We start from the raw sequence: 12,120 nt of genomic DNA on the forward strand, positions 1-12,120 counted from the left end.
TCCCCCTTTTCTCTACTGTACAAAAAATGGAAGAAAAAGACTATCTTTCCTCTTTACCCTGATAGCTTGTCGGACAGCCACTTTTCAATCAACTCTAAAGGAAGCGGCTGTTCTGTTCCCTCTCGCATATCTCGGACGACGACCTGCCCACTGTTCACTTCGTTTTCCCCATAGATCAAGGCAAAGGCAAAGCCTTCTTTGTTTGCATAATCGAGTGCTTTTTTCAGTCGTCTACCTGTCAGCTCCAGCTCGACTCGGATGCCGCACTCACGCAATCGATTGGCCAGACCAAGACTGAGTGCTTCTGTCCCGAGAGGAATGACGAGGACATCGGCAGCTTTCTGCTCTTGTGTGTTGCGATTTGCCAACGCGGCAAGAATGACATCCAACCCAAACGAAATCCCTACAGCGGGATACTCTCTTCCATCATCCAAAAGCCGACCGATAATCTGATCATAACGTCCCCCACTGCCGATACTGGACGTAATACTTCCATCCTGCAAAAAGATCTCATACACAATCCCCGTGTAGATCCCTAAGCCTCTTGCCAAAAACGGCGAAAAACGAAGCTCCCCAGCCACACCCGCTCCTTTTACATAGGCAAGCATATCGCGCAGCTCCCGAATCCCTTCCTGAACTAGCTGGGATGTAAAGCGCTCTGCCAACAGATCCAGGGTAATCACACCTTCTTGCAGAAAAGACGTTATCGCCAAAACGAGTGGCTCCTCGACGTTTCGCTCCCGCAAGTCATCACGCACTCCGTCCACGCCGATTTTCTCGAGCTTATCCAGCGACAGCATGACATCCCCGGCCCTCTCACCGGGAACTCCCAGCTCCTGAAGCACCCCAGACAACAGCTTGCGGTTGTTGACCTCAATGTACACGTCGAGCCCCAGCCGCTTGAATGCCTCAAACGCCATACTGAGCAATTCTGCTTCAGCCAGCACCGATGTCGTTCCCACGATATCGACATCGCATTGAATAAATTCACGCAATCGTCCGGTTTTTACTGGACCGTCCCGAAATACTTTTCCGATCTCATACCGCTTGAACGGCATCCGCATCTCCGGATTCATGCCCACTACCTTCGTTAACGGTACGGTCAAATCATAGCGCAGCCCAAGCTCTCTATCTCCTTGATCGCTCAAGCGATACACTTCCTTCAAGATTTCATCCCCGCCGCCGTACTTGGATGCCAGCAATTCGTAGTGCTGCAGCATAGGTGTCTCCAACGGTTTGCAGCCGTATGTCTCAAATACAGCTTCGAGCGTCCGGCGTATCCAGTTTCGTTGCATTTGCTCCTGCGGCATGAAATCTTTTGTGCCTTTTACCGTTTTTAATACTTCGTTTTCCATGAGTAACACCCTTTCTTTTTTCAGATGAAGAAAACCAAAAAAGCCATGCAAGGCAACTTCCTGCCCGCATGGCTTCCTAAATACACCACCGCAGGCACGAAGCACAAGAAGCGCTTGCACCTGCGGAAAAATTTCCGGAGATACAAACGCTCTACGTGTGGTGATGCTGCCCTTGGAACATGTTTAGACCTGTCATTTTCATCGGTCCATCCTTCCGTGAAAAAGATTTTTCCTATCATAGCGCAAAAAAAACTCCCCGTCCAGTAGACGAAGAGCTTGATTCCCAAAAAATTCTATTCGCGCAACCAGATGAAGTACGCCAGGAAGACGAAGAACAGCACATACATCGCCGGATGTACTTCGCGAGCCTTGCCCTTCATTACCTTCATCACCGGATAAACGATGAAGCCCGTCGCAATCCCTGTTGCAATACTGTAAGTCAATGGCATCAACAAAATCGTAAGGAAGGCAGGGAACGCTTCATCCAGGTCATCCCAAGCCACTTTTGCAATGTGAGATGCCATCAGAACACCGACGATAATGAGCGCTGGTGCTGTAACCGCTGGTGTCACAATTGCGAGAATCGGCGAGAAGAACAACGCCAGAAGGAACATGATCCCTGTAACAACTGCCGTAAATCCGGAACGTCCACCTGCCGCTACCCCTGCTGTCGACTCAACATAAGCTGTAGTGGTAGATGTACCGAGTACCGCACCTGCCATACCTGCAATCGCATCGGAAGCGAGTGCTTTTCCTGGACGTGGCAAGTTGCCGTCTTCGCGGAGCAATCCAGCTTGGTTTGCTACACCCAAGAGCGTACCCGTCGCATCGAAAAAGTCTACAAACAAGAACGTCAACACAACGATCAACATGTTCACAGTGAACAAAGCAGATGGATCACCGAGATATTGGAACGCAGCACCGAATGTAGGAGCAAGGCTCGGTGGTGCAGAAACGACTTGCTCAGGCAGATTCACCAGTCCGAAAATCATCCCGGTAATCGCCGTAATCAACATTCCGATAAAGATACCCGCATTGAATTTGCGAGAAAGCAGAATTACCGTCACGATCAGACCAAACACAGCGAGCAATGCATTTTTCGCTGCCAAAATTTCTTCCGGCTTCATGCCCTCGTGATAGAAGGTCAGATGTCCCAGTGCTACGAAGGTGGCATCATTTGCTACGATGATACCCGCGTTTTTCAAACCGATAAACGCGATAAAAAGACCAATCCCTGCCGAAACTGCGTACTTTAAGCTTTGTGGAATCGCTTTGATGATCGCTTCACGAACACCAGTCAGGGACAGAATCAAAAAGATCGTACAAGAAAGGAATACGCCAGCCAAAGCCTGTTGCCAAGGAATTTGCATCGTCAGAACGACGGTATAAGTGAAAAATGCGTTCAATCCCATCCCCGGAGCTTGTCCGATCGGCAAACGTCCGAGAATACCCATTAACAGTGTACCGAGAGCAGCAGCCAAAGCCGTTGCGGTAAAGACAGCCCCAAATTCAGGATAGTTCGCTTTCAAATCTGGCGGCAGATCAGCACCACTGAGAATGAATGGATTGACAGCCAAGATATATGCCATTGCCAAAAAAGTAGTGATACCCGCGATGATTTCGCGACGGTAATTGGTGCCTAGCTTGTCAAACTCGAAATAGTTCCGCACCTATAAGTCCCCCCATACTAATCTTGTTGCCAAAAACAGTCTAACTGTTTTTTGCCGACCGTAAACGGTCACATCTTATTTAATGAAAAACGTCGAGACGTTTTTCACAAAAAAAGGCCCGGACGCTCTTATCATGCGCCTGGCCTTCAAACAAAACACTCCGGGAATAATTCCAAATATAATAACAAAATCAGATCCCGATGACATTTTGTTCGTAGCCAGGTCGTTAACGGCGACCATGTAGAAACTCTCGAGCCATATTCTCAAGAATATACGAACCTTCCTATATTACCTACTCACATTGAGAAGTGTATCAGGTGACTTAGGGAATGTCAACGAAAATACGAACGTTCATTTTTGGAAAGAGTTTAATATCCGGATATTATCTATCTCTGTCCTTTTATCTGAGAGTTTGCATTTGAACTCTCCCTCTATGAGTAAGCTCTTGGAATGGCATGGTTCGCTCTTTGCACTGTATGAAAGAAAGCCTGTGTTATAATTCATAACTAGATGGAGGAAATGGATGGAAGTTCATAGATTCCTCAACAATCTCTTTTAGGGTGATCCAAAATGAACTTTATGGATGCTTGGGAACAAATAATAGCGGAGCAGGAACGAGAACGTGACCGGCTTCGAGTCAATCAAATCACCGTACGGGTCGATGATAAGAAAAAGAGCAAACGCAACGTTCATCAAAAGGAAAAGTTCATCGAATATGGCTTTGTAGAACGTGATTTGTATGATGAGAAATTATTTGGGAGGTTTGAACTCTATTTCGCAGATCGCGACACTCTTCTCCAGCAAGATCGGTTTGGAGATGAAATGGCTTTTGGCGAGCTTGCAGATGAACATGCAGTTGCAACGGCAATCTTCTCCTATTTAGCGGAGCACTATTCTCAGTTTTTGGAGGAATCTCCCTTCGCTATCAGCTATAACCCTATTGCAGAAGCTTGGATTATCGAAGGAACGCTTCCTCCGGGATGGCTAGGCGGAGTCATTTATATTGCTCTTGCAAAAGAAAATGGCAAGCTTCTCATGATGTATGGAACGAGATAATTCTTGGTCATAAAAAAACTCTCTTTTATTCGCAAATCACGCAAATAAAAGAGAGTCATTTTTTGCTCCTATTCCCACTCAATGGTTGCTGGTGGTTTGGACGTTACATCATACACAATGCGGTTTACATTGTCTACTTCATTCACGATACGCACAGAGATTTTCTCCAATACGTCCCACGGAATGCGCGCCCAGTCAGCGGTCATACCATCAATGGACGTTACCGCACGAATCCCTACTGTGTAAGAATACGTACGAACATCTCCCATTACACCTACGGTCGTCATGTTTGGCAAAGCCGTGAAGTACTGCCAGATTTCCCGATCGAGACCTGCCTTGGCAATTTCCTCACGCAAGATCGCATCAGATTCACGAACGATCTTCAGTTTTTCTTCCGTAACTTCACCCAAAACACGAATGCCGAGGCCCGGTCCTGGGAATGGCTGACGCCAAACAATTTCATCTGGCAAGCCCAGCTCTGTACCCAGTTTGCGTACTTCGTCTTTGAACAATGTTTTCAATGGTTCAATCAACGTGAACTTCATGTCTTCTGGCAAACCGCCTACGTTGTGGTGCGATTTGATCGTTTGTGCAGTTGCTGTTCCACTCTCCACGATATCGGTGTACAGCGTACCTTGTGCCAGGAAGTCCATATCTGTCAGCTTGGCTGCTTCTTCATCGAATACGTAAATGAACTCGTTACCGATGATTTTGCGCTTTTGCTCTGGGTCAGATACACCTTTGAGCTTGCTCATGAAACGCTCGCGAGCATCGATCTTGATCACTTTCATGGAGAATTTCTCAGCGAATGTCTCCATTACCCCTTCTGCTTCCCCTTGGCGCAGAAGACCGTGGTCAACGAACATGCACGTCAATTGATCGCCAATCGCCTTGTGAATCAGCGCTGCTACTACGGAAGAATCCACACCGCCGCTCAACGCACACAGTACTTGCTTGTTGCCGACTGTTTCACGAATGCGAACCAGCTCATCCTCGATGAACGTCGTCATGCTCCAAGTCGCTTCACATCCACAAATGTTGAACAGGAAGTTTCCGATGAACTCAGTACCTTTTTGGGTATGAACTACTTCTGGATGGAACTGTACGCCGTACAGCTGGCGCTCAGGGTTGCTGATCGCAGCTACCGGGCAGCTGTCGCTTACCGCATCAATAACAAATCCGGTTGGGAGCTCCACTACTTTGTCAGAGTGGCTCATCCACACGATTTCGTTCGTATCCCATTTGTCGTACAAGCTGTGTTTTTGCTGCATACGCAATTCAGCTTTTCCGTACTCGCGTTTACCCGCGCGTTCTACTTTTCCGCCCGTCAAATGGCTCATCAACTGCATGCCGTAGCAAATACCCAATACAGGCAAGCCCAGGTCAAAAATTGCAGGGTCTACAGTTGGTGCTCCCTCTTCGTACACGCTAGCAGGTCCGCCAGAGAAAATAATCCCTTTTGGATTCATCTCTTTAATCTTTTCAACAGGTGTATTGAACGCAATGAGTTCACTATAAACACCCAGATCGCGTACACGGCGCGCGATCAACTGATTGTACTGGCCTCCGAAATCGAGTACGACGACCATTTCCATTGACTTGTCCATCATATCCCCCTTCTCCTGTAACATACAGGACGTGCAAGTGTCGGCATGCCATGCGAAGTTGTCGCATATTTGCAAAAAAGCCGGGACTGCTTTTCTCCGATAAACAATACGGAGGCAACGTCCCAGCTTGTGTACACATGTGCGGTTTGCATGTACAAAAATCCGATGTGCTCTCCTCGTAGTCGCCAAATTTACGGTCTAGCGGTAGAAACTTTCAGGCCCTATTCCTGATCATTATACGAGTCTCATTGATCGTCATTCTAGCAGATGGAACGGCATTGTTCAAGGCTTCAATTGACGGATTAACCGTTCGAGTATTTGCTCTGCTATTGTTCTCGCCTTTTGTTCCATTTGTTTGTAGCCATACACGGTACGTTCGTACAGCTCCGTCAAATAGCGCAGGTCTTGTCGCTTGTCTGCCGGCAGGGTCATCCTGCCCACGTACTCCCGCAACGTTTCTCCTGGCTGTCTGCGCGTGTAGACTCGCTCCATCATCCGCATCAGCATGTGGTACCGATCCGGGAACTCACTGCTTCGCTCTTGATTCAGTTGCCTGCGCATCCACCATAGCTGGATGTCTTGTCTGCGACGCCATGCGATAATTCCTGCCGCCACAGCGACTACTGCCAATACCGCGTTGACTTGCCACGGAATTTTAATCCAACTGCCTGCTGGCCTGTCTCCCTCTTCCAGCTCATTGAAGCGTCCATCCCCACGATCGATGTCCGTTTGATTCGCCATGTTTGGCAACGGAACGGGGATCTCCGGCTGTGAGGTGACCAGATCATACTGAAAACGAACAGGTGACATGAATGTACTCGTCGCTTCAAAAGGAACCCAACCAACCCCCGGGAAGTATACCTCTACCCACGAGTGAGCATCCTTGTTGCGCACTTCTACAGTCTCGTAGTTAAGCGCATCCGTTCCCACTCGTTCACCAGGTGCGAAGCCTTTGACCCAACGTGTCGGGATATCCAGGGTACGAAGCATAACGGCCATCGAAGTGGAGAAATGGTCACAGTACCCTCGAAGGCTGTCAAACAAGAAGTGATCGACAAAGTCCTGACCTTCTGCAGCGACTGGAACGTCTTTCGTTTCATACTTATATTTTCCACTTGAGCGCAAGTAATTCTCGATCGCTCTCACTTTGTCATAAGGAGTCTTCGCATCCTTTGTAATCGTGGCAGCGAGCTCTCTTACTCGCGGAGGCACCGAGGCTGGCACTTGCAAATAGCGCTCTTGGATATCATCCGGATAGTTCGTCCCCGCATTCGTCACAGCCTTTTCACTGACAATCGGTACTTCTGTCTCGACCTTGTATTGATTCAGTTTGAGCAAAAGCGGATTGGGGCCGTACTCTGGCCGACCGTTTTTCTCACTCAGCTGAACCAAGTTGATTTTTCCCGCCCGTACTTCGAGTTGCTGATTCATTTTGTCATATACGACGGTTGCCTCTGGTGGAGCGTAGTTGCTCACCTTTTTCAGCTGACCTTGATAAAAGACAGTCGGGAATTGCTGTGGGCCTTTAAATTCCAATGTAGCTTGTACCTTCTTCGTTTCAAGCCCTTGGAACAACGTATTCTCCCATGTATAGGTTTGCGGGTCCAGGATTGACTCGTACTCTCTATCGCCTTTTTCCCAGCCAACTCCCGTATACACGTCCTTCGAGTCACCGCGCCAATAGCTGCGCTCGTTCGTCTTTGCAATAAACACGAGTGTGTTATCTTGCATGAAAGGACCGCCCAACCGTTCGTCGTTGTTGTCGTATCCTACTTTTTTCATCACACCAACAGGGGTATCATTTCCTTTCCCTGTGAAATAGGCGATCGGATCAGGCCATGACGGTCCTGTCTTCGGTGCAGCATAACCGATGCCTATACAGGCCATAATGACCATCACCGAAGCTAGCAGTGAATTGAGCATGATTCGGCTTCTCTTCCCTGCCAATGTTGCCATGTTCGTCATCTTCATCAGATGGCTAATGGCCAGCATCAGGAAACCAATGATAAGCGTCCGTACAACCCCTGCACTGGCATCATATGGGAGAAACGTATCCAACACAGCCAAATACAATTCCGTCAAAAAGACAAACCATAAGCCTTGTCGTTGTTCCAGCACCAGATACGTTAACATCGTCGCTAACAGCACCAAGACGAGATCAAACATGGTATTCCGCGACAAGATCGACATGCTGGCCCAATCCTGTTGAAACGCTAACGGAAGATCGTGAATCATCTGCCCGTACAATTCGCCAATCCATTCCGTGTCAAAAAACGGTTTGTCAAATAAAGTAGCATGCAAAAGCACTAATAGCCCCACAGCCTTGATCGGCAAGGTTAGCCACCGATAAGGGATCAACAGGTCAATGATGATGACTCCAGCCACAAGCGCATAAAACGGCCACAGAACGCCCGTATCGGTTAATGTCTGTAGAGGAATCAGCCACTCTCTTAACATCAGGAACAGAAAAAGGGCCAAGACCCATTCCCAAATCGTTGGACGCTTCCAAACGCTCATGAGTCTATGCACCTCCAATCCGTTTCCACTCTTGATCATCCATGTGAATAGACGTACATGTTACTTTGTTTGCGCCAAGCAGCTGCAACGCTTGTTTTTGTTCATGCGAAATCGTTGACTCGTTCTGCATGAGAAACAATTGCACCCGTCTGCCTTTTTGAGCGAGTGTGACTAAACGACTGATCAACGTTTTTTCTACATGCGGTGTAATAATAATCAAAGTAACACCTTGAGGCTGCTCCAATGCTTCTCTTCCCACAATTCTTGCAAATGACTCTTGTCCTTCTGGTGCGACACGAGCTAATTGATCAAAAACTCTAAGGAAATGTGCATGGGACAGACCTGGTGGTATCGATATTCGTTCTGCTTGCTTGTACACGAGCCCATAATGATATTGGTTCCGATTTGCGTAAGCGATCAGGCTCGCGGCTAGCTTCACTGCTGTTTCAAACAAGTGAACAGGCTTCCCTTGGTAGCTCGCCTTCTCTACATCAAGGAAAAAGACAGCCTGATTCATCGCTTGATGCTCAAACTCCTTCGTCTTCAGACCCATCCCCCGTGCAGAAGCTCGCCAATGAATTTGGCTCAACCGATCACCCCGATGATAGTCTCTTACGCCGCGTACTGCTGCTACGTCGTCAGAGCGTCGATGAGAAACATGCACCGTCCCACTGAAGCTCCCGTCACCCAGGGCCCAATGGGTCAATTCTTTATATTTTGGATAAACGAGAAACTCCTGAGAAATCGAATAAACCTTGCGGCGCTCAAAAAATCCAAAAAAATCACCGCCACTTACTACACATTCATCGAGTCGATAGTACCCCCTCGGTACATTGGGTATGACATACCGAAACTCGACTTCCCTTTTGAACCACGGGAATATCAGTTGTCGATGCGGCTCATACACACCAGCCAGTCTCGCCGGCAATGGCTCCATAATCATATTCCATCCCAGCGGAAACCAAATTCTCCGGCGCAGGCGTATCGTTACAATCACATCTTCCCCATCCTGCAGACGATTGCGATCTAGTTCACGCTCGACTTCTAGCTTCGTGAACATGAGTACATAAGCGACAATTTCATACAGAAGAAACACCAAACCACTATAGAAAAGAAACCAGCTTGAGAAGCCACCTTGAAATTTTGCGAATACATAAGTGATCAGGACTAATGCAATCGCCTTGAGCTTACCCCACCTTTGCTGTCTCATCCGCAATCACCGCCTTAGCTTACCGGGACACGGGTCTCAGACAAGATCATAGCTAACACCCGATCTACGGTTGCTCCTTCCAGTCTTGCTTCTGGTTTCACAATCATACGGTGTGCAAACACTGCTGGAACGAGTTCCTTCACATCATCTGGAATGACATAATCACGTCCACGAACAAATGCCAATGCCTGAACAGCCCGATAAAGAGCAAGGGAACCTCGCGGGCTCACGCCTAGATAAATATGATGATGCTCACGCGTACGATGACATAGACGCACGATGTATTCTTTTATTCCTTCCGATACCTTGATCGTCGATACCTGGCGTTGAAGTTCCGCAAGCTCAGCGGTGGTCATAACCGGCTGAAGCTCTTCCAATGGATTCGCTGCCGAGAATCTGGACAGCATCCGCATTTCTTCCTCTACTGTTGGATACCCCAAGCTTAATTGCATGAAAAATCGGTCCAATTGAGCTTCAGGTAATGGAAAGGTTCCTTCATACTCTAATGGGTTTTGCGTAGCCATCACAAAAAACGGCTCTGCCAATCGATACGTAGCACCATCGATTGTTACCGAGCGCTCTTCCATGGCTTCCAAGAGTGCAGATTGTGTTTTTGGCGATGTCCGGTTGATTTCGTCTGCAAGAATGACATTTGCAAAAATCGGCCCTTGACGGAACTCAAACTCCAGACTTTTTTGATTAAAGATAGCAACCCCTGTCACATCCGTTGGCAACAAATCTGGGGTAAATTGAATCCGTTTAAAATCACCACTGATTGATTTGGACAATGCCCGTACCATCATGGTCTTCCCAACGCCTGGTACATCTTCGAGCAAAACGTGACCATTCGCTAGAACAGCCGCTACCATCAGCTCAATCACAGAGCGTTTACCAATTAATACTTTTTCTATATTATCGATTAAACTGGCTATTGCAGGATTTACTTGTTCCAATTTGATAGGGTTCATGTTGATACAACTCCTGTTCCATGATATTCTTCCGCAGGTTTGTAACAGCTGTTCCTCCATGCTTTCAGCGTAATTCTAAAGTAATGGATGCAAATAGGAGATACAAGGGAAAAATGCTTAAAATTTGCAAAAACACACCAGTCATTATAAAAAAAAGAGTAGGATCTATTCCTACTCTTCGGTTTCATATGAAATATGGCGTGCCCTGAGAGATTCGAACTCCCGACCTTTTGATTCGTAGTCAAACGCTCTATCCAGCTGAGCTAAGGGCACAAATAAATGGAGCGGACGAAGGGTCTCGAACCCTCGACCTTCGCCTTGGCAAGGCGACGCTCTACCAATTGAGCTACGTCCGCATGTTACATCTTATGAGGTTTGTACTGAGGGCAAAGCTTTCTGTCATAGTATGGTGCGGGTGAAGGGACTTGAACCCCCACGGTTGCCCGCCAGAACCTAAATCTGGTGCGTCTGCCATTCCGCCACACCCGCATTTTACTTAGAACAGAAAAGGCATTACTGTTACTATCACGCAGCTTTGCTTGTTCAGCTAAAAAACTGGTGAGCCATGAAGGACTCGAACCTTCGACCCTCTGATTAAAAGTCAGATGCTCTACCAACTGAGCTAATGGCTCGCAAATGGCTGGGGTACTAGGATTTGAACCTAGGAATGACGGAGTCAAAGTCCGTTGCCTTACCGCTTGGCTATACCCCAATGGTGGTGCCGGCAATAGGACTTGAACCCACAACCCCCTGATTACAAGTCAGGTGCTCTACCAATTGAGCTATACCGGCGCTGTTGAATTTAATTAGTGGTGGCTCGGGACGGAATCGAACCGCCGACACGAGGATTTTCAGTCCTCTGCTCTACCGACTGAGCTACCGAGCCATTTATGATTGATCTTCGCCATTCATTCGAGAAAATGGCGGAGCTGACGGGACTCGAACCCGCGACCTCCGGTGTGACAGACCGGCGTGAACTCCAACTTCACCACAGCTCCATATTTGGTTGCGGGAGCAGGATTTGAACCTGCGACCTTCGGGTTATGAGCCCGACGAGCTACCGAGCTGCTCCATCCCGCGATAGTCAGGACGACTAAGTGTCAGTGTTGCCACAGGACGTGGCGCTTTTAGCTGACCTTCCTTGTCCATTAATATAAGTGGTGGAGGCTGACGGGATCGAACCGCCGACCCTCTGCTTGTAAGGCAGATGCTCTCCCAGCTGAGCTAAGCCTCCAGGATCCCTGCTATTGCAGGGCATTTTGCTAGGTGACCCGTAGGGGATTCGAACCCCTGAATGACAGCGTGAAAGGCTGCTGTGTTAAACCGCTTCACCAACGGGCCAAGATATGAAGTATGGTGCGGTCGGCGAGACTCGAACTCGCACGGGTCGCCCCGCCACCCCCTCAAGATGGTGTGTCTGCCAATTCCACCACGACCGCAACTAATATGGTAGCGGCGGAGGGAATCGAACCCCCGACCTTTCGGGTATGAACCGAACGCTCTAACCAGCTGAGCTACACCGCCATGAAGCTATGAGATTAAAACATATGGCGGAGAGTGAGGGATTCGAACCCTCGCTACGCTTGCGCATACTAACGGTTTAGCAAACCGTCCCCTTCGGCCTCTTGGGTAACTCTCCGTATATATGGCTCCTCGGGACGGACTCGAACCGCCGACCGATCGGTTAACAGCCGATTGCTCTACCAACTGAGCTACCGAGGAACGTTGAAGGATTTA

At 48.3% G+C, this 12,120-nt stretch carries 7 protein-coding genes, 15 tRNA genes and 2 riboswitches; of the genes, 1 reads left to right on the forward strand and 21 read right to left on the reverse strand.

From position 1 onward, the window contains the following. Window positions 1-53: 53 nt before the first annotated feature. Together FB479_RS20110 and FB479_RS20115 are read right to left on the reverse strand one after the other, a co-directional pair. Window positions 54-1,355, reverse strand: coding sequence for a histidine--tRNA ligase (locus FB479_RS20110; protein WP_142066480.1), 1,302 nt, complete (start codon window positions 1,353-1,355; stop codon window positions 54-56). Window positions 1,356-1,648: 293 nt separating this feature from the next. Then, complete coding sequence (locus tag FB479_RS20115; protein ID WP_106652415.1) at window positions 1,649-3,025, reverse strand: NCS2 family permease; 1,377 nt, start codon at window positions 3,023-3,025, stop codon at window positions 1,649-1,651. 195 nt (window positions 3,026-3,220) lie between these two features. Next, window positions 3,221-3,322, reverse strand: a riboswitch (purine riboswitch). Window positions 3,323-3,595: 273 nt separating this feature from the next. Here FB479_RS20115 and FB479_RS20120 point away from each other — a divergent pair. Next, complete coding sequence (locus tag FB479_RS20120; protein ID WP_106652414.1) at window positions 3,596-4,081, forward strand: NTF2 fold immunity protein; 486 nt, start codon at window positions 3,596-3,598, stop codon at window positions 4,079-4,081. A 68-nt stretch (window positions 4,082-4,149) separates the two neighbouring features. On the opposite strand, the gene guaA is transcribed toward FB479_RS20120, so the two are convergent. From guaA to FB479_RS20215, 19 genes are all read right to left on the reverse strand, one after another. Further along, complete coding sequence (gene guaA, locus FB479_RS20125) at window positions 4,150-5,688, reverse strand: glutamine-hydrolyzing GMP synthase (protein ID WP_106652555.1); 1,539 nt, start codon at window positions 5,686-5,688, stop codon at window positions 4,150-4,152. A gap of 159 nt (window positions 5,689-5,847) precedes the next feature. After that, a riboswitch (purine riboswitch) is annotated at window positions 5,848-5,950 on the reverse strand. 20 nt (window positions 5,951-5,970) lie between these two features. Continuing rightward, window positions 5,971-8,205 (reverse strand): transglutaminase TgpA family protein, encoded by a 2,235-nt coding sequence (locus FB479_RS20130; RefSeq protein WP_185746393.1) that lies wholly within the window; start codon window positions 8,203-8,205, stop codon window positions 5,971-5,973. Between the two features lie 4 nt (window positions 8,206-8,209). Next, window positions 8,210-9,415: a DUF58 domain-containing protein gene (locus FB479_RS20135; RefSeq protein WP_142066482.1), complete on the reverse strand. Its 1,206-nt coding sequence runs from the start codon at window positions 9,413-9,415 to the stop codon at window positions 8,210-8,212. A gap of 14 nt (window positions 9,416-9,429) precedes the next feature. Next, on the reverse strand, window positions 9,430-10,383 hold the full coding sequence (locus tag FB479_RS20140; RefSeq protein WP_142066483.1) for an AAA family ATPase: 954 nt from the start codon (window positions 10,381-10,383) through the stop codon (window positions 9,430-9,432). A 196-nt stretch (window positions 10,384-10,579) separates the two neighbouring features. Further along, window positions 10,580-10,656: transfer RNA gene (locus tag FB479_RS20145), tRNA-Arg, on the reverse strand. A gap of 7 nt (window positions 10,657-10,663) precedes the next feature. Continuing rightward, window positions 10,664-10,739, reverse strand: a tRNA-Gly gene (locus FB479_RS20150). 51 nt (window positions 10,740-10,790) lie between these two features. After that, window positions 10,791-10,872, reverse strand: a tRNA-Leu gene (locus FB479_RS20155). 67 nt (window positions 10,873-10,939) lie between these two features. Beyond that, a tRNA-Lys gene (locus tag FB479_RS20160) sits at window positions 10,940-11,015 on the reverse strand. Between the two features lie 5 nt (window positions 11,016-11,020). Continuing rightward, a tRNA-Gln gene (locus FB479_RS20165) sits at window positions 11,021-11,095 on the reverse strand. A gap of 4 nt (window positions 11,096-11,099) precedes the next feature. Beyond that, window positions 11,100-11,175 (reverse strand) — tRNA-Thr (locus FB479_RS20170). Between the two features lie 18 nt (window positions 11,176-11,193). Then, window positions 11,194-11,269 (reverse strand) — tRNA-Phe (locus tag FB479_RS20175). A 35-nt stretch (window positions 11,270-11,304) separates the two neighbouring features. Next, window positions 11,305-11,381, reverse strand: a tRNA-Asp gene (locus FB479_RS20180). A 5-nt stretch (window positions 11,382-11,386) separates the two neighbouring features. Continuing rightward, window positions 11,387-11,463, reverse strand: a tRNA-Met gene (locus FB479_RS20185). A gap of 78 nt (window positions 11,464-11,541) precedes the next feature. Next, window positions 11,542-11,617, reverse strand: a tRNA-Val gene (locus FB479_RS20190). Window positions 11,618-11,650: 33 nt separating this feature from the next. Continuing rightward, window positions 11,651-11,724, reverse strand: a tRNA-Glu gene (locus FB479_RS20195). 13 nt (window positions 11,725-11,737) lie between these two features. Next, window positions 11,738-11,822: transfer RNA gene (locus tag FB479_RS20200), tRNA-Leu, on the reverse strand. 8 nt (window positions 11,823-11,830) lie between these two features. Continuing rightward, a tRNA-Met gene (locus tag FB479_RS20205) sits at window positions 11,831-11,907 on the reverse strand. A 24-nt stretch (window positions 11,908-11,931) separates the two neighbouring features. Then, window positions 11,932-12,022, reverse strand: a tRNA-Ser gene (locus FB479_RS20210). A gap of 7 nt (window positions 12,023-12,029) precedes the next feature. Next, window positions 12,030-12,105: transfer RNA gene (locus tag FB479_RS20215), tRNA-Asn, on the reverse strand. Between the last annotated feature and the right edge of the window lie 15 nt (window positions 12,106-12,120).

Source organism: Brevibacillus sp. AG162 (assembly GCF_006715575.1).
GTDB classification, from domain to species: Bacteria; Bacillota; Bacilli; order Brevibacillales; family Brevibacillaceae; genus Brevibacillus; species Brevibacillus brevis.